The sequence below is a fragment of the Flavobacterium lipolyticum genome (assembly GCF_020905335.1).
Taxonomy (GTDB): Bacteria; Bacteroidota; Bacteroidia; order Flavobacteriales; family Flavobacteriaceae; genus Flavobacterium; species Flavobacterium lipolyticum.
Map to the genome: position 1 here is coordinate 2,539,657 of NZ_JAJJMN010000001.1, position 23,132 is coordinate 2,562,788.

Annotated in this window: 23 protein-coding genes; 8 read left to right on the forward strand and 15 right to left on the reverse strand. The window is 34.5% G+C overall.

What is annotated here, in order from left to right; all coding sequences use genetic code 11:
* Positions 1-747 precede the first annotated feature (747 nt).
* The gene (locus LNQ34_RS11140; protein WP_229999748.1) at positions 748-2,769 is read right to left on the reverse strand and encodes a DUF3857 domain-containing protein; all 2,022 of its coding nucleotides are present in this window, start codon (positions 2,767-2,769) and stop codon (positions 748-750) included.
* A 316-nt stretch (positions 2,770-3,085) separates the two neighbouring features.
* A complete protein-coding gene (locus tag LNQ34_RS11145) occupies positions 3,086-3,343 on the reverse strand; it encodes a hypothetical protein (RefSeq protein ID WP_202702238.1) in 258 nt (85 codons plus the stop codon).
* 303 nt (positions 3,344-3,646) lie between these two features.
* Here LNQ34_RS11145 and LNQ34_RS11150 point away from each other — a divergent pair, with 303 nt between their 5' ends.
* Entirely contained in the window at positions 3,647-4,402 is a 756-nt protein-coding gene (locus LNQ34_RS11150; RefSeq protein ID WP_202702237.1) for an NUDIX hydrolase, read from the forward strand.
* A gap of 53 nt (positions 4,403-4,455) precedes the next feature.
* The gene (locus LNQ34_RS11155) at positions 4,456-4,776 is read left to right on the forward strand and encodes an MmcQ/YjbR family DNA-binding protein (RefSeq protein WP_202702236.1); all 321 of its coding nucleotides are present in this window, start codon (positions 4,456-4,458) and stop codon (positions 4,774-4,776) included.
* A 17-nt stretch (positions 4,777-4,793) separates the two neighbouring features.
* On the opposite strand, the gene LNQ34_RS11160 is transcribed toward LNQ34_RS11155, so the two are convergent.
* The 8 genes from LNQ34_RS11160 to LNQ34_RS11195 all read right to left on the reverse strand — a co-directional run bounded on the left by LNQ34_RS11160 (position 4,794) and on the right by LNQ34_RS11195 (position 10,714).
* Positions 4,794-5,402, reverse strand: coding sequence for an alpha-ketoglutarate-dependent dioxygenase AlkB family protein (locus LNQ34_RS11160; protein WP_202702235.1), 609 nt, complete (start codon positions 5,400-5,402; stop codon positions 4,794-4,796).
* A complete protein-coding gene (locus LNQ34_RS11165) occupies positions 5,389-5,634 on the reverse strand; it encodes an Ada metal-binding domain-containing protein (protein ID WP_202702234.1) in 246 nt (81 codons plus the stop codon). Before LNQ34_RS11165 ends, LNQ34_RS11160 begins: the two co-directional genes overlap by 14 nt.
* Before the next feature lie 170 nt (positions 5,635-5,804).
* The gene (locus LNQ34_RS11170) at positions 5,805-6,518 is read right to left on the reverse strand and encodes a 2OG-Fe(II) oxygenase (protein WP_230000589.1); all 714 of its coding nucleotides are present in this window, start codon (positions 6,516-6,518) and stop codon (positions 5,805-5,807) included.
* Positions 6,519-6,668: 150 nt separating this feature from the next.
* The gene (locus LNQ34_RS11175; protein ID WP_229999750.1) at positions 6,669-7,514 is read right to left on the reverse strand and encodes a methylated-DNA--[protein]-cysteine S-methyltransferase; all 846 of its coding nucleotides are present in this window, start codon (positions 7,512-7,514) and stop codon (positions 6,669-6,671) included.
* A 197-nt stretch (positions 7,515-7,711) separates the two neighbouring features.
* Entirely contained in the window at positions 7,712-8,173 is a 462-nt protein-coding gene (locus tag LNQ34_RS11180) for a GNAT family N-acetyltransferase (RefSeq protein WP_202702232.1), read from the reverse strand.
* Positions 8,174-8,248: 75 nt separating this feature from the next.
* Entirely contained in the window at positions 8,249-8,581 is a 333-nt protein-coding gene (locus LNQ34_RS11185; protein WP_202702231.1) for a DMT family transporter, read from the reverse strand.
* Between the two features lie 88 nt (positions 8,582-8,669).
* Positions 8,670-9,509 (reverse strand): hypothetical protein, encoded by an 840-nt coding sequence (locus LNQ34_RS11190; protein ID WP_229999752.1) that lies wholly within the window; start codon positions 9,507-9,509, stop codon positions 8,670-8,672.
* Positions 9,510-9,634: 125 nt separating this feature from the next.
* On the reverse strand, positions 9,635-10,714 hold the full coding sequence (locus tag LNQ34_RS11195) for a WG repeat-containing protein (protein WP_229999754.1): 1,080 nt from the start codon (positions 10,712-10,714) through the stop codon (positions 9,635-9,637).
* Positions 10,715-10,808: 94 nt separating this feature from the next.
* Between LNQ34_RS11195 and LNQ34_RS11200 the strand changes: the two genes are divergently transcribed.
* Entirely contained in the window at positions 10,809-12,650 is a 1,842-nt protein-coding gene (locus tag LNQ34_RS11200; RefSeq protein WP_229999756.1) for a hypothetical protein, read from the forward strand.
* Positions 12,651-12,727: 77 nt separating this feature from the next.
* Here LNQ34_RS11200 and LNQ34_RS11205 read toward each other — a convergent pair whose 3' ends face one another.
* Positions 12,728-15,046 carry a patatin-like phospholipase family protein gene (locus LNQ34_RS11205; protein WP_229999758.1) on the reverse strand — a complete coding sequence of 773 codons (2,319 nt, stop codon included), beginning with the start codon at positions 15,044-15,046 and terminating at the stop codon, positions 12,728-12,730.
* Positions 15,047-15,270: 224 nt separating this feature from the next.
* A complete protein-coding gene (gene ahcY, locus LNQ34_RS11210; protein ID WP_017497980.1) occupies positions 15,271-16,587 on the reverse strand; it encodes an adenosylhomocysteinase in 1,317 nt (438 codons plus the stop codon).
* A 328-nt stretch (positions 16,588-16,915) separates the two neighbouring features.
* Between ahcY and LNQ34_RS11215 the strand changes: the two genes are divergently transcribed.
* Positions 16,916-17,566, forward strand: coding sequence for a 4'-phosphopantetheinyl transferase family protein (locus LNQ34_RS11215; RefSeq protein WP_229999760.1), 651 nt, complete (start codon positions 16,916-16,918; stop codon positions 17,564-17,566).
* A 74-nt stretch (positions 17,567-17,640) separates the two neighbouring features.
* Here the strand turns inward: LNQ34_RS11215 and LNQ34_RS11220 are convergent, their stop codons facing one another.
* The 3 genes from LNQ34_RS11220 to LNQ34_RS11230 form a co-directional block, all read right to left on the reverse strand.
* Complete coding sequence (locus LNQ34_RS11220; protein WP_229999762.1) at positions 17,641-18,048, reverse strand: group III truncated hemoglobin; 408 nt, start codon at positions 18,046-18,048, stop codon at positions 17,641-17,643.
* The gene (locus tag LNQ34_RS11225) at positions 18,045-18,332 is read right to left on the reverse strand and encodes a hypothetical protein (RefSeq protein WP_229999764.1); all 288 of its coding nucleotides are present in this window, start codon (positions 18,330-18,332) and stop codon (positions 18,045-18,047) included. Before LNQ34_RS11225 ends, LNQ34_RS11220 begins: the two co-directional genes overlap by 4 nt.
* 81 nt (positions 18,333-18,413) lie before the next feature.
* Positions 18,414-19,010 (reverse strand): Crp/Fnr family transcriptional regulator, encoded by a 597-nt coding sequence (locus tag LNQ34_RS11230; protein ID WP_229999766.1) that lies wholly within the window; start codon positions 19,008-19,010, stop codon positions 18,414-18,416.
* Between the two features lie 81 nt (positions 19,011-19,091).
* On the opposite strand from LNQ34_RS11230, the gene LNQ34_RS11235 reads away from it, so the two are divergent.
* The 4 genes from LNQ34_RS11235 to arfB are packed head-to-tail and all read left to right on the forward strand — an operon-like array spanning position 19,092 to position 22,956.
* Positions 19,092-19,820 (forward strand): phosphoglycerol geranylgeranyltransferase, encoded by a 729-nt coding sequence (locus LNQ34_RS11235; RefSeq protein WP_229999768.1) that lies wholly within the window; start codon positions 19,092-19,094, stop codon positions 19,818-19,820.
* 33 nt (positions 19,821-19,853) lie between these two features.
* Positions 19,854-20,465, forward strand: a complete 612-nt coding sequence (pnuC, locus tag LNQ34_RS11240) for a nicotinamide riboside transporter PnuC (protein WP_229999770.1) — start codon at positions 19,854-19,856, stop codon at positions 20,463-20,465.
* The gene (locus tag LNQ34_RS11245; protein WP_229999771.1) at positions 20,438-22,552 is read left to right on the forward strand and encodes a DUF4301 family protein; all 2,115 of its coding nucleotides are present in this window, start codon (positions 20,438-20,440) and stop codon (positions 22,550-22,552) included. The genes pnuC and LNQ34_RS11245 overlap by 28 nt, the downstream gene beginning before the upstream one ends.
* Complete coding sequence (gene arfB, locus LNQ34_RS11250; protein ID WP_229999772.1) at positions 22,552-22,956, forward strand: alternative ribosome rescue aminoacyl-tRNA hydrolase ArfB; 405 nt, start codon at positions 22,552-22,554, stop codon at positions 22,954-22,956. Before LNQ34_RS11245 ends, arfB begins: the two co-directional genes overlap by 1 nt.
* Positions 22,957-23,132: the final 176 nt, after the last annotated feature.

Genomic DNA, 23,132 nt, shown 5'->3' on the forward strand with positions numbered 1-23,132 from the left:
TTGTGTTTAGATATGGTCTACAATTCCTCCTTTTTTTGGTGTCATTTATTTTAACACATAGTAACATAGGTGTTGCATCCCTAAAAAAGGCGTTTCACTTTAAATAAAACGTCCCGATGTATCGGGATGAAAGAAATTTATTTCTTTTTTGCATCCTCTTTTAGCAATAGAAATCTATGTTTCTATGTGTTTAAAATTTGAGCATTCCAATCATCAAAACATAGATTACAGCTTACCGTGTCGACACAAGTATAAAAAATAACACGAATTGCACGAATTATCACTAATTTGTTGGTGTAATTAATTCCACAAACAAGGTTAACGTATTAAAATTTGTGCAAATTCGTGTAATTTGTGTTTAGATATGGTCTACAATTCCTCCTTTTTTTGGTGTCATTTATTTTAACACATAGTAACATAGGTGTTGCATCCCTAAAAAAGGCGTTTCACTTTAAATAAAACGTCCCGATGTATCGGGATGAAAGAAATTTATTTCTTTTTTGCATCCTCTTTTAGCAATAGAAATCTATGTTTCTATGTGTTTAAAATTTGAGCATTCCAATCATCAAAACATAGATTACAGCTTACCGTGTCGACACAAGTATAAAAAATAACACGAATTGCACGAATTATCACTAATTTGTTGGTGTAATTAATTCCACAAACAAGGTTAACAGATTAAAATTTGTGCAAATTCGTGTAATTTGTGTTGAGACAGTAGGCTACAATTAACCTCCTTTTGTATGATTATTTTACTAATTTTTTGAAATTGAATTTCAGCTTGTTCAATAAACCGTCTTCTATAATGTCGACCCCAATTCCAAAATTACTGTCGGCGACCTCGTTATGGGCCTCCCTGAAATCTTCAAAATCTTTTTCAGGAATTTCTAAATTAATCAGCGGTTTATAGTCGATGTAAATAGTTCCTCCGTTTTTGTTGATCTTTTTACGGCTCACATAATCAAAGTAAGCATTGTTGATCGTACTTTCCTGTATCGTAAACTTCTCGCTAACATCAATTTTTTGATCCGTTACAAGAGTGATTTCATATCGCTCATTATCAAAATTGTGCCAGAAAGAGATGTCTTTATGTATAAAATCCCTTGCTCTGTTTTTCACAATATTGGAGTCAAAATACATCAGGAAACGATTGTTTTTCCCGTCTGAGAAATAAGGGTTTTCAATAGTAGTCTGATATTCAATTTTAAATTCATTCAGTTTTTTATCATCACTGACAATTTCGATTACGGCATCTTTAAAAATCTTTCGAAGATCAGTTCCGTTTCTGTCATTCGTATAATTTAAGGTATAAAAAAAGAAATTGTTCCAGCTGTCAATGATCTCTCTTTTATTAGTGTTTTTGAAATACCTGCGCATGCTGTTGGCACGATTTCCTTTGTATACGGTCGTTAGTTTCAGTTTACCAACATTGTTCTCGGCAACAAGCTCTGATTTTTCATCAAGTGCATAATAAGGGAGACGATGAGGAGGTTTATGTTGTAATTCCAAATTAGGCTTCACTTCCAGATAATGCAGGAAGAAAATAAAACCACGATTTTCAATCAGTCCAAATTCATCACGCAATGTGGCATCAACAAAGTAGCTTTCACCCTTGTAATTGATCTTTACAATTACGTGATTAAAAGTCAGTAACGACGGTAAGTAATGTTTGATATAAAAATCAGTACCGAAATTGACCAGAATAATCGAAGAATCAATACCAATATAATCTAAAATAACTTTTAGTAAAACCGATTTAGCCTTGCAGTCGCCTTGTTTGTTAGTAAACGTTACAGCAGGCTCCTGTGGCTTGTGGCCATTCATTTCATCGGCATTGTAAATATAATTGATATGGTTTTGAACATATTCTATAGCAAATTGCAACTGATCGTCTTTAGAACCTATTTTGTCCAGTTTTTCAACCAGTTCCGGAGCAAATTCTGCCAAAGAAGATTTTTCGAAAATAGTCTCATAAATAGGAGAGATGTAATTGGATAATTCTTTCCAGTCGGCAGCCGTGGCAAAATCTATAAACGAAGAAACCTCACGGTTTGAATCTACAAAATTGATGTAATTCTCTTCTTCTCTTACATATTTTTCCCCCTTTTGCAAATAAGCTGTCTGTGGTTCCAGTACATTTCCGTCTTCATCTCTAAAGAACGATTTTTTGTAAGCAACTGCCTTTTCGCGATCGTTGATAAAAGTGAATTTGTATTTTCCGTACGCCCAGTAACTGTCAGGACCTACCCAAACATATCTGGAGAATTCTTTGCGGAGAAAATCACGCTCGGTAAAAATTTTAATTCTGGAATCTTCCATAATCAAAATATCATACAAACGAAGATCCTTTATCGTAATATTAATCTTTTTGTTGCTGCTTAAAACACCGCCACCGCTTTGGTTTTCGCTGTCCAGTATTTTAACTTTAGTATCGGGGATTTTGTCGACTAAAACACCGTCTCTTAAAACACTGATTCGGTGTATCACATAAGTTTCACTTTCTTCCAACACAACATCCACAGCAGAAGCTTTCTCCAAATTGGCAGGCTCATTTAAAGTATAGGCCACACAAGCATATTCGCTGCTTTCGTTATCATTGGTATAATAAATTTTATCTAAAAAATAACAATAGTCACGTCCCTCGTCTGCTTGTTTTTGAGAGAATTCAGATTCTTTGATATAATCTATAAGCTGGTTGTCATTAAGGTCACTAGCCCACGGTTCAGGCTTTTGAATTTTGTAAATTTCTGACTGGATATCTTGTTCCATAATAAGGCTTTTAAATGAAGTAGGTAAAATCTTCGGTTTATAACAAAAATATAGCTTTTTGTCTATATCTAAAGGGACCGAATGTATTATTAGGATAAGTTCAGTTTTCTTACAATAAATAAATTTATTATTTGATTTTGAAGAAATATCACCTTAAATAATTTAAAAAAGGTCTGAAAGAATTAAGGAAATTAGGAAAATGAATTCCAAAAGTAATAAGAGAAATTAAGGGATAAACCACCTCGTTTTTATTGCGAAGAATAAAATAAAGGAAACTTTTGTATTGAACTTAAATAGTCAAATAATTGAAGGAGAATTATTTTAAAACAGTGTTGATAAAATCCATTGCGCCAATTCCTTTGTAAGAAGCATATAACGCCTTGTCATAAGCTTCGCTTTTTGCTTTTTTATCTTTGGATTCCGTTTCAACAATCATTTCGTTAAAAATTCTTTCCTGCTCTTCACTATATTTTAAAGAAGCTTCAAGAAGATAAGTCTTAGAAACAAACCCGAAAGAAGTCCAGATTTTATTTCTTATTTTTTTATTGATGTCTTTTAACGGATTGGTAATCATATCTCCTGCATTAAAGTTCTGCGTTCCTGTTGGATTAAAAACGGTAAATAGTATGCTGATTTACAGTGTGTTTTTGTTGTGAAAATAACAAAACGTTTTTCAAATGTGTTATTATGACGCAATGTAATTATTTTTTTAATTCGATTTTCATTTTAAGTAAAAATTGTGATAGTTAACCTGGGAGTTTTTTTAAGAATTCTTATCAAAACAGAAGCTCATTTTTGCAAAAATGTTCCGGATTTATAAAAATGCATTAAATTGCAGGTATATTAAAGGACAGCATGCTGATTTAAGAAACGTTAAATGCCAAAAAAGATAATAGAAAATAGCGAAAATTACCAGCCCGGACTTTCAATTGACTGTGTCATTTTTGGATTTCATGACAATCAGCTAAAAGTTTTACTCATTAAAACTCCATTTGATGAAAAATGGTCCTTGCCCGGAGGATTTATACCCATTGAAGAAGATATTGACACCGCAGCCGTGACCGTTTTAAAGGAACGTACCGGAATGCAGGGGATTTTTTTAAGACAGTTTGCTACTTTTGGCCGCGTCAAACGAAACGATCTGGATTTTGGGAATGCCGTACTGGATCACTATGATATTTCCAGAGAAGACGGAAAATGGTTTACTCAGCGTTTTATAACCATTGGATATTATGCCTTAATCGATTTTTTAAAAGCAGTTCCGCAAAAAGAAAACAGTCAGGAGATTATAGAATGGATCGATCATAAAGAAGTTCCCGAACTTATCCTGGATCATAGAGAAATTCTGGATAAAGCCCTGAATACTCTTAGAATCGAGTTGAATTTAATGCCGGTGGGTTACAATTTGTTGCCCGAAAAATTTACAATTCCACAGCTGCAAAAGCTGTATGAAACGATTTTGGATCGAAAATTAGACAGACGAAACTTTCTGCGTAAAATTACCAATATCGGAATTCTGAATAAACTGGACGAAAAGAAAAGCAATGTGGCGCACAAAGCCCCAAACTTATATACTTTTGATACAGATAAATACAAAGAGGTTCTTAAAAACGGACTGAATCAGGGGTGGTAAGAGGCAAGACTTTACCAATTTTGAGCAATAGTATTTTAAAAAAAGAGTGAAATATGGTCACAATTGAAACATTCAGAACCCTTGCGCTGTCATTTCCGGACGCCACAGAAGAGCCTCATTTTGAGAAAACTTCTTTTCGAATCAACAAAAAAATATTCGCCACTTTTGAAGAAAAGAACAATACAGCCGTTTTAAAATTGAACGAAATCGATCAGTCCGTTTTTTGCGCTTCAAGTGAATTGATTTTTTATCCGGTTCCCAATAAGTGGGGTAAACAAGGCTGGACCGTTGTAGAGCTTTCAAAAGCAAGACCGGAAATGTTTGAAGACGCTTTGATTCTTTCTTATCAAAATGTAGCTTTTAAGAAAAAGTGAGAAGTGAGAATGTACTGTTAAGTTACAATAGTTCTGAACGTCAGATTTACTCTTGGTTTTGAAGTGGTTTTTGTGGGGGGTAAACGGTGCAGCCAATTCGTTTGAGTAGCATCTTTCATAACCAGTAAACTTCCGTGTTCTAAAATTAAAGAAACAGTTTCTTTGGTTTCCTTGTGTTTGAAGGCAAATTTTCGTTCAGCGCCAAAGCTTACGGAGGCAATGGCACCGTTCTTTTTTAAATCTTTTTCAGCATCACTGTGCCAGGCCATTCCTTCCTCACCGGAATGATATAAATTGAGCAAACAGGAATTAAAGGTCTCTCCCGTTTTTTCTTCCATCACCGCTTTTAGTACTAGTAATTCCGGAGTCCATGCAAGCGCTTTTTTGGTGGTATTGGAATACGTATATTCAAAACCTGAATCACCATACCAGGCCACTTTTCGCTTGGTTAAAATCAATTTACCAAAGATAACAGCCTCATCATTTTTCCATTCAATAGTATTTAAAAGAACCTCCAGATAATGATTGGAGTCTTCTCTCGAAAACAATTTTCCATAATAATTAACCGTTCCGTCTTTAGGAAGCAGATTCGTTGTTTCGTCTGTATGCGGATTAAATAAGTCCATTTTTCCAGTTTTGATATTCGGTTTTCATGCAATGTCCACAAGGGCGAAAATTGTTTTCTACGGCTTCGTCCTCGGTTGAAAAGAAAACCCTGTTTTCGCGTTTCATTCTTTTTCCGGATTTGCATTTTAGCGTTCCGTAGATTTTTAGTTTTTGGTTGCCACCAAAGCAAATTTCGCCTTTTTTAATTTTATTTCGAAGATCTGAATCTTGAATTTTGTTATGTTTAAGCATATTGTTTTGTGTTTTGTTTTTTAGCCACGAATTCACGAATTATTCTTTTACATGCTTTATCTGATATTATTTGAATGAATTCGAATAAATAAACGCACAGATTTAAAAAACATAATTCGTGAATTACTTCGTCCGGTCGCTATCGCTCGGGTCGTGGCAGAAAAAAATACTCACGATAGCGCATCATGAAAAATAATTCCCAACGTATGTCGTTCGCCAGAATGAATCTCGCTTACACCATGTTTCATGTTTACGCGATAGTATCCTTTGGAACCTTTCGCAGGTCTGAAATTGGTGGTAAAAACTAAAACGTCTCCTTTTTTAGGTTTCAGTACAATAGCTTTGGATTGTGCTCTTGGTGTTTGCTGTGTCAGTACAAATTCTCCGCCTGTAAAATCTTCATCGGGTTCGTTCAGGAAAAGAACAATCTGAATTGGAAAATAAACATCTCCGTACAAATCCTGATGCAGTGTATTGAAACCGCTTTTGCCATATTTTAAGATTAAAACAGTTGCCTTTAATTGATGATTGGCATGGCATTGTTCCAGTAATTCCTGATGCGTATCCGGAAAAACGGTCTGAATAGTAAGTGCTTTCATCCAGGCGTTTGCGATAGGAGCGAGTTTAGGGTAAATGGAAGTACGAATGTTCTGAATCAGATCGGGTAAGGGATAAGTGAAGTATTTGTACTCTCCCAGACCAAAACGATAGCGTTCCATGACGACCGTTTTTCGGTATAATTCGGACTTTGAATAATCGGCTTTTAGAGCTTCACATTGTTCGTTATCTAACAGATTTGAAATAATGGCGAATCCGTTTTCGTGCATAGATTCGGTGATGCTGTCCCAATGAAGGGAAGCAATTTTTGTGGATATGTTTTGCATCATGATTTTAAGTTGAGGTTGTTTTTTGCCACGGCCCGAGCGATAGCGACCGGACGAAGTAATTCACGAATTAAACTTATTCTACAGTATAGATTTTTTTTAAATGTAAAAGAATGATTCGTGAATTGTGGCGGAAAAATAATAAGGTATTTATGGATTTATCTGTGCGCCTTCCCATCCAATAATGGCCGTTTTACGGGTGTTTCCCCACATATATCCCCCGAAGGTTCCTGTGGATTGGATTACACGGTGGCAAGGAATTAAAAAAGCGACAGGGTTGCTTCCGATAGCGGTACCAACGGCACGGGAAGCATTGGGCTTCTCAATTTGCTGTGCGATTGAACCATAAGTAGAAAGTTGTCCCAATGGGATTTTTAAAAGAGTTTCCCAAACTTTCAATTGAAAATGGGTGCCTTTTAAGTGCAGTTTAATTTCGGATAATTTGCTCCAGTCATTTTGAAAAATAAACAGTGCATTTTGTTGTATCAGATCCAGCTTTCTGCAGAATGTGGCGTTGGGGAATCTATGTTTTAAATTCTCAAAACCCATTCCTTCGTTTTCGGCAAAAGCCATAAAACAAACTCCTTTAAGTGTTGAGGCTACAATGATATTTCCAAACGGACTTTCGGCGAAACTGAAGTTAATTTCTAAGTTCTTTCCTCCATTTTTATATTCGGCTGGTGTCATACCTTCGATGTTTACAAACAAGTCATGCAAACGGCTGGTTCCCGAAAGACCGGTGTCAAAAGCAGCATCAAATAAAGTAGCCTGGTGGTCTTCCTGAAGTATTTTCTTGGCATGTTCAACACTTATGTATTGCAAAAACTTCTTCGGACTTGTGCCTGCCCATTCGGTAAACAAACGTTGAAAGTGAAAAGGACTTAAATGCACTTTTTCGGCAACTTCATCAAGATTGGGCTGCGCTTTAAAATTGGCTTTGATATAATCAATCGCTTCAGCAATTCGATTATAATTAATGTTTTCCTGTGTGTTCATCTTCGTTTCATTTTATAAGGCAAATATCGACACGTTTTTGCGGGTATAAAATCCGAAACTTGCGGAAGTAACTTTTGTTGACTTTGTTTCAAGTTTCACGTTCTGCTCAAACCTGAAACCTGAAACCTGAAACTTGAAACCTGAAACTTGAAACCTGAAACCTGAAACTTGAAACCTGAAACCTGAAACAATTACCGTTACAATTCTTTTTCCATTTTGTAATTAATCAGCTCAACACCGGATCGAATGTTTACCTGCTCGGCTTTTACAACAAAACCGCTTTTTTCAAAAAAAGGTCTGGCTGTAATACTAATGTCGGAGGTAATGGTTTCTGGATGTTGCTTTTGGGCTTCAAGTAGTAATTCATTTAAAAGCTTATGGGCAATTCCCTGTTTTTGATAGTCTTTGTGGATATAAAAGAAATCAATATAATTGCCGTTCTTCAAAGTTCCAAAACCAACTATTTTAGTTTCAATGATGGCCAGCAAAACAAATTGTGTTTGAATAACGTCTAACCAACGCTCGGTATTTTGTACACCCGAAATCCATACTTCAATTTGCTTTGGATCGTAATCGTTTTTACAGACCGATTGTATGGTTTCGGTATACAATTGCTGCATTTCCATTAAGTCTGAAATTGTTGCTTTTCTGAAATTCATTAAATTTTTGATTTATAGTGTAAGGAGTGTTTTTATAATGTCATTTGATAGTATCAATGATTGATTTAAAATACCTTAATGCGCGGTAGTTTTAGAAAAAACATTAATGACAATAACACCTGCCATAATCAATGTTAATCCAATTATCGCTGGTAAATCAGGGATTTGTTTGAAGAAAACAGCACCGATAATCGTGATCAGTACAATCCCAACTCCCGACCAGATGGCATAAGCAATTCCGACCGGAATGGTTCTGATGGCAAAACTTAAAAAATAAAATGCACCACAGTAACCAATTATGGTTACAATACTTGGAATCAGTTTTGTAAATTCTTCAGACTTTTTTAGGGCCGAAGTAGCTATGATTTCAAAGAGAATAGCAATGCCTAAAAAGAAAAAGTTTTTCATATCTCGTTTTTTTGTAAAGTTAACCTTTGTATTGACGTGAAAAGATGAATTTACGGAATAGTATAGAAAAACTAATTATATTTTTAAATTACGGCAATTCAATATCAACTAGTTTAAAAGGGATCTTTTTTATGGATTTATCGCTTTCGATATTAATGACTAATTTCCAGTTAGGGTTTGGTTTTTCTTCAAAATAATAAGTAAACAAACTGTTACTGCTCATACTTCCATTTCGTTCTATTTTTTTTCCAGCTGTATCTTCGAAATATAAATCGACAAATTTAGATTTATCTCCATTTACATAGAAGTACACTTGATTATCATCAGTGTCGCCAGAGCTAAAAAGACCATCGAAGGCACCTAAAAGTCCCTGAGCCATTAGCCTTGCAGCTTCAGGAAGTTTTTTTAGTTCTTCTTCTTTTTTGTTCTTATTTTCCTGAACATATTTTGTATAAGATTCTTTTGTTAAGTAAATAATCTCTATTCCGGATTTGCCAGGTAAAAGATTGACATTCGTTTTGTTTTGATAATTGGTAATTTTTATTTCACTTCCATTGGCCTGATTTGGGTTATATAGACTCACTTCGCCGCTCAGTTCCTTGATAGTTTTAGCTTTTCTGGCAGGGATTTTAATTTCTAGTTTAATTTTAGCCGTTTGATCTATTTTACTATAATCATTACTTTTTTCATCTTCATTTAATAAATCTATACCTTGATCGTCTATTGCTTTAGTGATCTTACTAATTTTTACAAACTTGTATTTTCGTACTTCATCCCCGGATATTTTTAGTTCAATTTCACATTCGTTGCTAAATGAATTATCTGATGTAGATCTTTTTTCATTGATCTCACTAACGGATATTTTTTGAGAGAAAGAAACTGTTGTAATAAGTAGGAGCAAACTAGTAGTAAGTAATTGTATTTTCATTTTAAAATCTTATTTTTTTAGGTTTGGTTATTCGTTTTATTCTGCGGCAAATGTATTGATATATTTCAGAATTAACCTGCAAAATAAAAAGGTATTTCAGCTATTTTAGATTTGAAAATTTTAAGTTATTTCAGCTCCTCTTTCGCAACAGAAACACTTATCAGTTTGTAACCCTTTTCGGTTCGGAGAAATTCAAAATGATCCTGTTTAAAATCGGCTGTATCGCTTGAATTAATAATAATGTTCTTAACGGGATAGATCCATTCTTTAGGCTCATTACAATTATTAAAGTACTCACCATATTCGCTCGTTTCAAAAATAAAGGGATTCAGCCCATCAGACGAAATAAAATAATCCGTTCCGGAAGCTTTAAGCTGTTGAAGTTTTGATTTTAAAAGAGCATAATTTTCTTCAATAAATTTTGTCTTTGATTCGCTTTTCCATCCATTTGGTTCTTTCCAGTAAGTGATTTTATCAAAGGAGCTCTTCATTAAATTTTCTTTGGATAAATCAGAAAGTAAATTGTTTTTTAACCACCACTTAAATTCCTTATCGCAATTAATAAAAGAATAATACGCACCGCCAACGCCGGCAAAATTCTCTCTTGTTTCTTCTTTATTAGGGACTTTTGATTTTTGTAAAGAATAAAAGTTAAGATCAGTATTGTCTTTGAAATCCTCAATTAAGATTTTGTTGTTATGGTCTATCAGGTATCTTTTTCCTCCACTCCAGAAAAAATGTTCACCGTCCTGTTTTTTTAGGGCACCTTTTAAGGCTACAATCATCCCATTTTGAACTTTTGATAAAGCACTATAATCAGCAGGAATTGCAATTTTGCCTTCACTATTAAATATTCCGGTTTTATCTGTTTTTCGGTCTGTAAATCTGATGTAACCTTCATTTTCACAATCAGGACCATTGTCAAAAATATAGAGACTGTCACGTCCCACTATTTTACCGGATTTGGTCAGATAATAGCTCTTCCAGCTTTCACCGGTTTCTTCGGTTACGGCAATAATTTTGTCAAATTTACGGGCAGTAGTGAATCCCATAAACTTTGGTGGTATTTTGATAGTTCCGTTTGCGTCTTTAAATCCAATATGGGTAGTGTCTTTATCCCAAAATGAAACCCAAAGGTCTTTTTTTTGTGCGAGTATAACACAATTAGTAAAAAAGTATAGGCAAAAAACAAGAAATCGTTTCATAAAGACAAATTTCCAGTAAAGATAAGAATAACATTTTCTAAAAATAGACCTTGGATAGTTGAGAGGAAAAGCAGTACTTTTCGAGAAAAAATAGATGAATAGAATTGTATTGATTTTGTTGAGCTTTAGTCTTTCAGTGTTTTCTCAAAAAAAACAACCCAGTAAAGAGGAGAAAGACATGATTTATGAAATGACTTATAACATAAATAAAGAAATTTTTAAGACTCCTGACTTTCCGTTTAAAAAAGTAAATCGAAAAATGGATGAAATTCAAAAAAAAGCAATTCAATCGATGGAGGTGATAAACTCTTCTATAGATACAATTATTTCAAGAGGAGTGTTGAAATTGGAGAAATCTGAATATGGATACGACCTGTTGTTTACTTCTCGTTTTCCTTCTTATTTTAAAGAAAATGATGAAACTACTATTGTAGATTTTCACCCCGTAACAAGTAAGCTGTTTAATTCGAAAAAAGAGTTGATTGAAATTCAGCATATTGGTGGGACTTCTTTTGGAATGGAGGTTTTGTACAAATACAAGAACGGAAAAGAGATTAATTTAAATTTTACTACGCTGCGGAAGCAGGATCAGATAAACAATGCTGTAAATTTTAAAAACAATAACGAACTTTCTGAGATTAATGGAAGTGTAGTTTACAATATTAAATTCATTACAGATTATTCCCAGGTAAAGCTTTCTAAAAAAGATATAGGAAGCACATTTAAACTGAATAATAACGAGTACAAGTTAGTGGATGTTATAAACAATGTGATTTTGATTGAGGCTGTCGATCCGAATAGTGATCAGGAAATTAATATGCGCTTGGTGAATTATGATGAGTTGGGCAATGTATTGATTACTTACGGTCAAAAGGAGATGGAAGATCTAAAGAAGAAAAATAAAAAAATCAATGATGAAAGAGCAGGTCTTAGTGATATAAGAGGTAATATAAGTAAACCTGTTTTTGAGGCTTTTAAAGCCACTCCTACGATGAGTTTTGAAGAATTTAAAAAAACATTTACGATCGATGAGGTAATAAATGAAAAAAGAAAGTACATCTTTATTCAGACTATTGCTCCAATTAAAAATGATTTCATTCTTTATGAACCTGTTTATGGTATAAACAGGTCTTTTGAGATGATTCCGAATCTGAAAGAGCCTGAGCCTAAAAAAATGAGGAAAGAAGATTACAATGCCCCACAATTATCTGCAGATTGGAATGAAAAACTATTCGGAAACATTAAAGAATACACCGAGAACGTTTACTATGCAACAAAAAAGAATGGCAAGTATGTAAAAGGTAAAATGCAAAATTATACCACTTATAAAAAGAATTCTAATGGGGAGTTTGTCGAAGATAAATTATTTCCCAAAAAGTCTGATTATCCGGAGAACAAGTATAATAGCTTAAAACAAAAGATAGAATCGATAGGTTACGACGATGATGAAAAGATTACCGGAAGAACAATTTACAGCTACGGACCGGATAAAAAATTAGTAGAAGAGAAAAGTTATTTTTCGGAGAATGATACTTTAAGGAGTTTGGTGAAATATAAATACGATAAAAATCAAATTATAAAAACAAGTTTTTCTTATGATTATCAGGGAGGAGAGGCACAAATTACGGAGTCTGAGGATGTATTGGTGTACGATGAAAGAGGAAATCTTATAGAAGAACATTTGAAGAATAATAAAGAGGATTCTGTGTATTTGAATGAAATGGTAATTTATAGAAAATACAACTCCGATAATAGAAGAATTGAAGAATCAAGTTCCGATTCTTTTTTTGGGGATGGTAAAATTAAGTTGGATACAAAATTAGAGTATCTTAAAATCGATAATCAAAAAAACTGGACCGAAATGTTTTTTGAGGGCGGACTGGGTTCAGAAAAACCAGAAGCCAATTTTGTTGAGCGAATTTTTGTCTATGAATAAGAAGTAGTATTAAAAACAAAATCCGACAGGTTTTAAAAACCTGTCGGATTTGAAAGCTATTTGAGATTATTGGTGTGTTATGGATTAAGTGATAATCCGACACTGAAAAACAATCGGACTTTGTCGATATTATTGATCCATGAAGTATCAAAGTGAATTGGACCTAAAATGGACTGATAGGAAATAGCAGCTCCTCCCGATAGCACAAGGCTGGTTTCGAAATTATGATCCCAATTTCCTTTTGGTTTAAAGGCATGGTCAATGAAATTACCAAAAGTGTCAAAACCTACAGCGGCAATATTAATGTGAGGGGTCAGATAGATTTTTCCGGTAATATTTATTTGCGAGGCGAGTTTAAGCCCCATATATTGTGTAACATTGAGTTCGTCTTCATGTAAACCCGGGAATGAAAAGCGATTACTGCCGGAACTTGGGATAATACCACCGAGAAAATATCTTGTTGCATAACCAAAATCGAAAAACGAAATTTGATTGTCTTTGAGTTGATCTTGAAAAATAAAACAAGCATCAAATCCTACGATTCCTGTAATTTTCTTTTTTAGGGGCAACCTCTTTTCAAAGCTTAAACCAAATTTTGTGTAATTATTTGTTGAACCGGAAAGACGCATGACATCTGGGGAGGAAATTGAGGCGTTGATATCGCTAAGGAATGATCGCGTTATATTTGATTTTATAATGGTTCCGTTTGTAGCAAAGAAAACTTTATCCATATCATTATAGGAATAATGCATGTTGAATTCGATATTATTAGAGCTGTAGTTGTTTAGTGAAACTACGTTCGGATTGTATTCCCGTTCATATTTTGGTTTGAAGTAGGTGTAGTGATAGTTTAAACCAAAACCAAAATAGCTTTTCAGCGAATTTAAATTTCTGTTTACTTCATTGTTAAATTCAAATGTATTGTAAAGGATATTATCTGAGGCTTTGCCATTAAGATAAATTTCCTGTTTTAGAAAAGCTCCGTAAAGTTCCGTTCCCCACCACCATTCTCTGCGTCCTCCAAAATTTTTCTGAAAATTGATTCTGCCTTTTGGTTGTTCTGCTATATCGGCAGTAACCAAAAGACGGGAAGCATCGGCAAGAACGTTTCTGGCGGTGTAGTTAAAAATAACACCAACACCTCTATAAGTGTCGTAGTGTACGGAGGTGTTTAGCTGGTTTTTAGCACGCTCAGATCCAAATAATGTAACTCCGGGTTTATCACCATCTTTGATGAAATAGCTATATCCAATTTCATCAAAAAGATTTGTACCCATAGCTCTGTTGATGCCTGAAATTAAATCTTTGGAGGTATATTTTACATGGGGTTTAAGATTTGCTCTTCCCACTACCAGAGGGAGATTTTCCGGACTTATTTTTTTATAAATTATGGTGTCAAGAACAAATTCTTTGGGCATATAGGGCAATTTGTGCGTTCGTTGCTGGAATCCTTTTAACTTTTCTGCTAAAGCAATTAAAGCCGGAAGATTTTGATTTGCGGCTATTTTACCGTCTTTATAAATTTCGTTACTAGCTGCAAAGTCAGCTGTCGAGAAACGCAGGTTGGGCATGTGATCGATTAATATGGTACACAGATCGCGATTTGCCGGGTTTTTAACATTACTCGGAAACATACTCGTCTGCATTAATATCATCATAATATTGTTCAGTTTCCCCATTGGCTGCATTCCTCCACCAACATCACTGCCAATAATAATGTCGGCACCCATTTGTTTGGCCACATCTGTCGGGAAATTATTTAATACTCCTCCGTCTACTAATATGGTTTTTTCGTAAGGCACTGGTTTGAAAATAGCAGGCAAAGACATGCTGGCTCGCATGGCATAAGCTAAACTGCCTTTGCTTAAAATAACTTCCTTGCCTTCAACTAAGTCGGTAGCCATAGCTCTAAAAGGTATCGGGAGGCTATCAAAATCTCTGACATTATATACAGGAAAGGTCAATTCAGAAAGGGATTCTCTTAGGTTTTGATCATTTAAAAGTGAACCAACACTATTGAGTTTTCCATCTTTAATCCCTATTCCGACCAAGTATCTTTGGAATTCTCTTTTTTCTTCTGCACTTACAGATTGTAATGATTGACCTCCGCCAAGGAGTTTGTCCCAATAAATATTCTTGGTGATTTTTTCGATACTATCGCCGGAATATCCCATGGCATATAAACCGCCAATGATACTTCCCATACTATTTCCAACAATAAGATCAGGCACAATGTGTAGAGAATCCAGTTTTTGTAAAAGCGGAATATGTGCAATTCCCTTTGCTCCACCACCACTTAATACTAAAACGACTTTAGGTTTCTTTTCCTGCGAAAGACCAATCTGAGAGATTGTAAGTAAAAAAAATAAGATAAAGAAATAAGGTGTTTTTTTCAAAATTACGTTGTTTAAGTAGTTGAGAAACTAAGGCTTATTTTGTGGTTAAAATTAAGGGCTTATTTTTAAAAAGTAAAGTTTTAAGAAAATGTTTTGTTCAAATATAAAAAGATCTTTTGTCTTCTAAGGTTTTTAAAAACAAAACCCGACAGATTTTTAAATCTGTCGGGTTTTAATAGGCAATTGAAGGAATCTAAAATTAGAAATCTTCAATCTAAAATTATTTAGTATCTGTAGTATTCTGGTTTGAATGGACCTTGAACTTCAACACCAATATAAGCAGCCTGATCTTCGCGAAGAACTTCCAACTCAACTCCTAATTTAGCTAAGTGTAGGGCCGCTACTTTTTCATCTAAATGTTTTGGTAACATATAAACGTCATTGTTGTAAGCAGCACTGTTGTTCCATAATTCGATTTGAGCCAAAGTCTGGTTGGTGAATGAATTACTCATCACAAAACTTGGGTGACCTGTAGCACAACCTAGGTTTACTAAACGCCCTTCAGCCAAAATGATGATGTCTTTTCCGGCGATAGTATATTTGTCAACTTGTGGTTTGATTTCGATTTTAGAAGCACCGTGGTTTTTGTTCAACCAAGCCATATCGATTTCATTATCAAAGTGTCCGATGTTACAAACAACAGTTTTGTCTTTCATTTGCTCGAAGTGCTCTCCAAGAACGATATCTTTATTTCCTGTAGTAGTAATGATGATATCAGCATTAGCAATTACAGTGTTTAATTTTTTAACTTCATAACCGTCCATTGCAGCTTGTAAAGCACAAATTGGATCAATTTCGGTAACCGTTACAATAGATCCTGCACCTCTGAAAGAAGCAGCAGTTCCTTTTCCAACATCACCATATCCACAAACTACAACTCTTTTTCCAGCCAACATTAAGTCAGTTGCACGACGAACAGCATCAACAGCAGATTCTTTACAACCGTATTTGTTATCAAATTTAGATTTAGTAACAGAGTCGTTAATGTTAATTGCAGGCATTGGTAAAGTTCCGGCTTTTACTCTTTCGTAAAGTCTGTGAACACCAGTAGTAGTTTCTTCAGATAAACCTTTAATTCCAGGAACCAATTCAGGGAAACGGTCAATAACCATATTTGTTAAATCTCCACCATCATCAAGGATCATGTTCAATGGTTTTCTGTCTTCACCAAAGAATAAAGTTTGTTCAATACACCAGTCAAATGATTGCTCATCAAGACCTTTCCAGGCATAAACCTGAATTCCTGCAGCAGCAATAGCAGCAGCAGCCTGATCCTGAGTGGAGAAAATGTTACAAGAAGACCAGGTAACTTCAGCACCAAGAGCAATTAAAGTTTCGATCAAAACAGCAGTTTGAATCGTCATGTGTAAACATCCTGCAATACGAGCACCCTTTAAAGGTTGTTCGTCTTTATATTCAGCACGAAGCGCCATTAAACCTGGCATTTCAGCTTCAGCCAATTCAATTTCTTTTCTTCCCCAAGCCGCTAGAGAGATGTCTTTTACTTTGAAAGCCACAAAAGGCGTAGTTGTAGTACTCATTTATAGTATATTTGTAATTGTAAAATTTTTGCAAATTTACGGAATAGGTTTTTAATTTAGACTACTTTCTGTCAGAATTGTGAAATGTTTAATTTCTTAATCTTTAGAATATTAGTTGATTACTATGGCTGTTATATAGAGCGTAGTCGAAATAAGAAGCTAATCCTGCTGTCCACTATATCTTTTGCAGTCTCGTAAAAAAAAACGAGACTGCAAAAGGATGCCGTTCCCATCAGGGCTAAAAGACGAGACATTAAATAAGAAACTTCGTTTTCAAATCAGGAAAACAACTCATAGCTAAAAACTCATAACTCATAATTAAAAAAGAATGCCTTTATTTGAAACCATACAATTCAACGAAACGACTAAAATCTTAGTTTGGCACATAACAGAATCATTTGAGGAGTTAGTGAGCAATGTAGTATTAAAAGAGAAAACACAGTTGAGGTTGAACGGGATGAAATCTGTAATGCATCAACGCGCCTTTTTGAGCGTCCGTATGCTGATCCAGGAAATGGGTTTTACAGATCAGGACTTGCACTACGACGAATTTGGGAAGCCCTATTTCAATTGCGAAAATCATATCTCCATCACGCATTCACATGATTTTGCAGCGATTATAATTAGTGATAAAACAGTAGGAATCGACATGGAGCTGCAACGCGACAAAATCCTTCGAATAGCAGACAAATTTGTAGAGACCGAAAACAGTTATCTAAACACTCAAAATACTCCCGATTATATCAGGGAATTGACAGTAATTTGGGGAGCCAAAGAAGCTATTTTTAAAATCAGAAACGAAAAAGGAATCAGTTTTAAAGATCATATTAGTGTAAATACGTTTTCGTTAGATAAAAATCAAACCAAAGCCAGTCTTCATTTTAATGATCTCGCAGTAGATTTTGACGTGTACTATAAAGAAATTAAATCGAATACTTCAGGGCAGAACTTTACTTTGGTTTATGCTTTTGATAAGTAGTTTTCAGTCTCAGTTTTCAGTTTTTTACAGTTTTGTCATTTCTCTAGAGTCTCGTAATCACAAAAAAAAGCAATTTATTCAGCGCTAGCTTCTGCTATTTTCTTTCGATTTTCAAACATACTCAGAAACAAAAAAGTTCCCATTTTACGGGCGCGTCGTTTTAACGTTTCGACATTTTCGCCTTCAAAATGTTCTTCTAAAGTCTGAAACCAATGATTCAGCCAGATTCCAAACTCATTAGAGGTGATTCTTCCTTCAAAATGCGAATCGACTTCATTGTGCACGGCAAGCGGATTACCATTATATTTCCTTACGGCAAATAAGTTACTTTCCCAAAAATCGGTGAGCTTCTCTAAATGCGTATCCCAATCTTTGATCATAGAATTGAAATAAAAGCCGATTTCATTATCGGCTCTTATTTTAGCATAAAACTGATGGACTAAAAATTCGACATCTTCTCGATTCTCTATTTGTTTTTTCATAGAATAAAACTATTTAAGAGAATAAAAAACACACTTAAAAGTGCACTTACAATAATAAGGTTAAAAACCGTTTTGTGCTTCATTTGTGCCAATATAGAAGTGTTGGCAAAGACACAGGCCAAAACAATAATGGCCAATTGTATCATTTGTGGTATTGAGGTTCCGTTAGCAAGAACGTACATGGCCGCAGCACCACCTAAGCAGCTTTGACCAATTACCGCCATTGCAGCTGAACCCATATAGTTTTTATTGAAATTTTCGAATGTTGTTTGATATAGTGTCATGATATTGAGATTTTTATACTACAAAGGTACAGGCACTATAGGGATGCATTTTATGATTTAAATCATATAAACTGAACTATTTTATCGGTATACTTTTCTGTTTATGATTTTTAAAAAACCTTTTTTCTCCAGAGTTTTTATGGTTCTGATGACCGTTTCAACACGCAAACCGGTCAGATCTCCAATCTGTTGTCTTGCAAAATTGATGAGGTATCCATTTGCGTCTTTTTTAAAATTGAAATAGACAATTCCATGATCGATTAGTTTTAAAATGCGATGCTCCGGCTCCTGAGTAGACATCTCTGCCGCCATAACCGATTTATAGTACAGTCGCTGCGCCAGATTTTCGATTATTTTAAGACTGATGTCCGGATTTTCCCCTAGCAGTTTCATGAAACTATTTCTGTTAAGAAGAAGGATTTCCGAATCTTCAACAGTAATGGCATTTGCCGGATATTTTTGATTTAAAAATAAAGGAGGTTCTCCAAAAGGCTGTTCTTTGTAAAAAATACCCTGAATAAATTCACGTCCGTCATCGTTATAATTACTCATTTTTACTTCTCCGGAAACAATCTGATAATAGTACGCGGGCAGATTGTTTTCTTCAAAAATAATTTCATTTTTAGCGAAAGACTTTCTCAAAGCACCATATTTCTGCAGCAGATCAATTGCAATCATAATTTTGTTTAACTATAACACAAATATAATTCATTCAAAATAGTTCTTCTACATCAAAAAACTTTTACTTTTACGCCCACTATGATACAAAAATTACTCAGTTTACGACAGGAAATTTTAGAGGCTAAAAGTAAAGGACAAAAATTACTGGCCATATTATTAGATCCGGATAAAATTGTTTGGGAAAATTTAGATCATTTATTGCTTAAAATAAATCAATCTCCCGCAACACATATTTTTGTAGGAGGAAGTATTGTGCAGGCAACAATTTTAGAAGATTTAATATCTAAATTAAAACAAGAAACCAATTTACCCGTTGTTATATTTCCGGGTGATCCTTCGCAGATTTCACCTCAGGCAGACGCGATTTTGTTCTTATCTTTATTATCAGGCCGAAACCCTGATTATTTAATAGAGTATCAGGTTCAGGCAGCTCCAATTTTAAAAAAGACAAATTTAGAAGTTATTTCGACAGGTTATATTCTGATTGAAAGTGGCAATGAAACTGCTGTAGCCCGTGTAAGCAAAACAAAACCACTGGAAAGGGATAATTTTGATCTGGTTTTGGCAACAGCGCAGGCAGGAGAAATGTTAGGAAGCCAATTGATTTATCTGGAGGCGGGAAGTGGTGCAAAAAAAGCAGTGCCCCTAGAAATGATACGGCTAATTGCTCAAAATGTTGAGATTCCTGTAATTGTTGGTGGAGGAATTGTAGATTTGCATGGAATTCAAAAGGCATATAATGCCGGTGCTGATTTAGTAGTTATTGGAACCGCTTTTGAAAATGACAGCCATTTTTTTGAATCATAAATAAAAACCCAACCTAAACTAACCTGCTCAAGTATGATTGATTTTTTTCTGGACAGTTATAAAAACACTCCTTTATGGCATATTGCCCTGGAGTTTTTAGTTTTTATCTGTGGAATTTTGAGTGTGTGGTTTGCGAAAAAAGAAAATATCTGGGTTTATCCAACCGGTTTGATTGCTACCGTTATTTCGGTTTATCTGTTATATGTTGCGGGTTATATCGGAGATATGATCATCAATGGCTATTTTTCGATTATGAGTATATATGGATGGTATGTATGGAGCAAAGGAGGAACGGTTGAAGACAATTTGCCTATAACACGAACAAATGCCAATGAAAAAATAATTGGAATAGTATTGTTTTTTATAACTGTTTTTGTAGTTTTCGGCATCTATAAATACTTTGATTACGAAATTAGAAACGACAATTATGTCGATATGATTTCATCTGGAATATTTTTTGCAGGAATGTGGTACATGGCGAAGAAAAAGATCGAGAACTGGACGCTTTGGATCATTGGTGATATTATTGTGGTGCCTCTTTACGCTTATCGCGGTTTAGGGATGTTATCACTGCAGTATTTAATTTTTACAATTTTGGCTATTTCAGCTTATTTAGAATGGAGAAAAATCTTAGACAGCAAATAACAGCTATCATAAAAATTGCTTTATTTGGTCCTGAAAGCACAGGAAAAACTACCTTGGCAAAACAACTTGCAGAATATTATGAAACCGAATGGGTTCCTGAGTTCGCACGCGATTATTTGCAGGAAAAATGGGAAGAGAACCAGCACATTTGTGTAGCCGATGATATGATGCCTATTGCATACGGGCAAGTAGCTCTTGAAAATCAAAAGCAGGCTTTGTCAAGTAAGTATCTGTTTTGTGATACCAATTTAATGGTGACAAAGGTTTTCTCTGAAATGTATTATGGATTTTGTGATCCGCTTTTAAACGAAGCAGCATTAGAGCATGAATACGATTTATTTTTCCTGACTGATATTGATATCCCCTGGGAAAAAGATGACATTAGAGATACTCCTGAAGGTCGTGAAACCGTATTTTCAGTTTTCAAACAGACTCTTATTGATACTAAAAAACCTTTTATTACTCTTTCCGGAGATAAAGAAAGCCGTTTGACTAAAGCGATAGCGATCATAGAGCAATTAGCTGTCGCAAAACAGCACGGTATTTCATCTGAAGATTTTGTTCAGATATACGAACATGGAATTTCTTTTGAAAAGATTTTACAGCAGCTGCAAAATTTTAAGAACGGAATAAACAAGTCTAATTTGATTAGTCCGGCCACAATTGACAGTGGTGTATTAAGTTTATCAGAAGCAGAATTTGAAGAAAAAGCAGCTTTTTTTGATCTTAAAAAATCAGAAATTAAGCTGAAAAAGTTTGTTCCGGCTTCGGGTGCAGCCAGCAGAATGTTTAAATTTTTAAGCGCTTTTCTGAATGAGTTTGACATTCAAAAAGAAACTATCAACGCTTATATCAACCGTAAAAACGATAAAGAGCTGTCTATTTTTATAGTGGCTATGGAGAAATTTGCATTTTTTAAAGCGGTTGATAAAAAGTTAAAAGAAATCTACCCAGAGTTTGAAATGCTGGATCGGGATCATAAAAATTATTATTTTATAAAAACATTGTTGTCTGTTGATTACTTTGATTTTGCAAATAAACCAAAGGCAGTTTTACCTTTTCATCAATACAAAAGACATATTGCAAATCCAATCGAAGAACATTTGAACGAATGTATTCGCTATGCTTCATCCAATCAGATTTCTAATTTGCATTTTACCGTTTCAGAAGCACATCAAAGTTTGTTTGAGAATCAAATAAAGGTTCTTAAAGAAAAAATAGAAAAAGATTCGGGAGTTAAAATAGACATCTCTTATTCCTATCAAAATAAAAGTACCGATTCTATTTGTGTAGACGTTAAAAATAATCCAATTCGGGATAAAAACAATAAATTAGTTTTTAGACCCGGAGGACATGGTGCGCTAATTGAGAATTTAAATGAACTTGATGCGGATGTTATTTTTGTCAAAAACATTGACAATGTAATTCAAAATCATATGGATCAGATTGCATTGTATAAAAAAGCATTAGCAGGGACTTTAATTAAGATACAGCAAAAAGTTTTTAGTTATTTAAATGCAATTGAAAAAGGAGAGATACGAGAGAAAGATCTTGAAGAAATCGTGATCTTTTTATCAAAAGAACTTAATGTTGAGTTGAATAGTGACTATAGTAAGTTTACTTTCGAAAATAAAATCAATAAGATAAAAAGCTTATTAGACAGGCCAATTCGTGTTTGTGGAATGGTGAAAAATGAAGGAGAGCCCGGAGGAGGTCCGTTTTGGGTAGTGAGCCCCAAAGGATCAGTTTCGTTGCAGATTGTAGAGGCTTCGCAAATCGATCTGACAAACAAAAAACAACAGGAAATCTTGGCTTCGGCCACTCATTTTAATCCTGTTGATTTAGTTTGCGGAATCAAAAATTATAAAAACGAAAAATTTGATTTACTGCAATTTGTAGATCAAAACACTGGTTTTATTGTCGAAAAAAGTGTGGATGGGAAATTGGTAAAGAGTTATGAGCTTCCGGGACTTTGGAACGGAGCAATGGCCAATTGGCTTACTATTTTTGTGGCAGTACCCTTAATTACCTTTAATCCAGTGAAAACAGTAAACGATTTATTAAAAGCTGCGCATCAGCCACAATAATGGATATCGAAAAAATCATATCAGAGTTGCGTTTTAAAGCCGTACGAAGCAGTGGTGCGGGCGGACAAAATGTAAACAAAGTGTCATCAAAAGTGGTGTTGACTTTTGATTTGAATGTGTCTCAGGCACTGTCTGAAGAAGAAAAGCTGCTTTTGCAAAAGAATATAGCAGCGCGTTTAACCACAGAAAATATCCTGATTTTAAATTGCGATGAAGATAGAAGTCAGCTAAAAAACAAAGATATTGTTATAAAACGCTTTTTAGAGGTAATTAAAAAAGGGCTGTATGTTCCTAAAGTTCGTAAAGCCACTAAAATTCCTAAATCGGTAATTAAAAAGCGTATCAAGGATAAAAAGAACGTTTCGGAAATCAAACAATCCAGAAAGAAACCAAATATCGATTAAGTAGAAATTCCAAATCTCAAATTCCAAATTCCTGAAAAAAAAGATCAGTTTAAAATGGAATTTGAGATTTTGAATTTTGATATTACTATTGATTTTTGAAATTTTTAACATTACATTTGCATCGTCTCAAAGGGGTGCTCTAAATAACGAGCTGAGATCATACCCAAAGAACCTGA

Bases quoted from the DNA above. Each gene is read 5' to 3' on its own strand.
- LNQ34_RS11140 (WP_229999748.1), bottom strand. From the start codon at position 2,769: ATGGAACAAGATATCCAGTCAGAAATTTACAAAATTCAAAAGCCTGAA.
- LNQ34_RS11145 (WP_202702238.1), bottom strand. From the start codon at position 3,343: ATGATTACCAATCCGTTAAAAGACATCAATAAAAAAATAAGAAATAAA.
- LNQ34_RS11150 (WP_202702237.1), top strand. From the start codon at position 3,647: ATGCCAAAAAAGATAATAGAAAATAGCGAAAATTACCAGCCCGGACTT.
- LNQ34_RS11155 (WP_202702236.1), top strand. From the start codon at position 4,456: ATGGTCACAATTGAAACATTCAGAACCCTTGCGCTGTCATTTCCGGAC.
- LNQ34_RS11160 (WP_202702235.1), bottom strand. From the start codon at position 5,402: ATGGACTTATTTAATCCGCATACAGACGAAACAACGAATCTGCTTCCT.
- LNQ34_RS11165 (WP_202702234.1), bottom strand. From the start codon at position 5,634: ATGCTTAAACATAACAAAATTCAAGATTCAGATCTTCGAAATAAAATT.
- LNQ34_RS11170 (WP_230000589.1), bottom strand. From the start codon at position 6,518: ATGCAAAACATATCCACAAAAATTGCTTCCCTTCATTGGGACAGCATC.
- LNQ34_RS11175 (WP_229999750.1), bottom strand. From the start codon at position 7,514: ATGAACACACAGGAAAACATTAATTATAATCGAATTGCTGAAGCGATT.
- LNQ34_RS11180 (WP_202702232.1), bottom strand. From the start codon at position 8,173: ATGAATTTCAGAAAAGCAACAATTTCAGACTTAATGGAAATGCAGCAA.
- LNQ34_RS11185 (WP_202702231.1), bottom strand. From the start codon at position 8,581: ATGAAAAACTTTTTCTTTTTAGGCATTGCTATTCTCTTTGAAATCATA.
- LNQ34_RS11190 (WP_229999752.1), bottom strand. From the start codon at position 9,509: ATGAAAATACAATTACTTACTACTAGTTTGCTCCTACTTATTACAACA.
- LNQ34_RS11195 (WP_229999754.1), bottom strand. From the start codon at position 10,714: ATGAAACGATTTCTTGTTTTTTGCCTATACTTTTTTACTAATTGTGTT.
- LNQ34_RS11200 (WP_229999756.1), top strand. From the start codon at position 10,809: ATGAATAGAATTGTATTGATTTTGTTGAGCTTTAGTCTTTCAGTGTTT.
- ahcY (WP_017497980.1), bottom strand. From the start codon at position 16,587: ATGAGTACTACAACTACGCCTTTTGTGGCTTTCAAAGTAAAAGACATC.
- LNQ34_RS11215 (WP_229999760.1), top strand. From the start codon at position 16,916: ATGCCTTTATTTGAAACCATACAATTCAACGAAACGACTAAAATCTTA.
- LNQ34_RS11220 (WP_229999762.1), bottom strand. From the start codon at position 18,048: ATGAAAAAACAAATAGAGAATCGAGAAGATGTCGAATTTTTAGTCCAT.
- LNQ34_RS11225 (WP_229999764.1), bottom strand. From the start codon at position 18,332: ATGACACTATATCAAACAACATTCGAAAATTTCAATAAAAACTATATG.
- LNQ34_RS11230 (WP_229999766.1), bottom strand. From the start codon at position 19,010: ATGATTGCAATTGATCTGCTGCAGAAATATGGTGCTTTGAGAAAGTCT.
- LNQ34_RS11235 (WP_229999768.1), top strand. From the start codon at position 19,092: ATGATACAAAAATTACTCAGTTTACGACAGGAAATTTTAGAGGCTAAA.
- pnuC (WP_229999770.1), top strand. From the start codon at position 19,854: ATGATTGATTTTTTTCTGGACAGTTATAAAAACACTCCTTTATGGCAT.
- LNQ34_RS11245 (WP_229999771.1), top strand. From the start codon at position 20,438: ATGGAGAAAAATCTTAGACAGCAAATAACAGCTATCATAAAAATTGCT.
- arfB (WP_229999772.1), top strand. From the start codon at position 22,552: ATGGATATCGAAAAAATCATATCAGAGTTGCGTTTTAAAGCCGTACGA.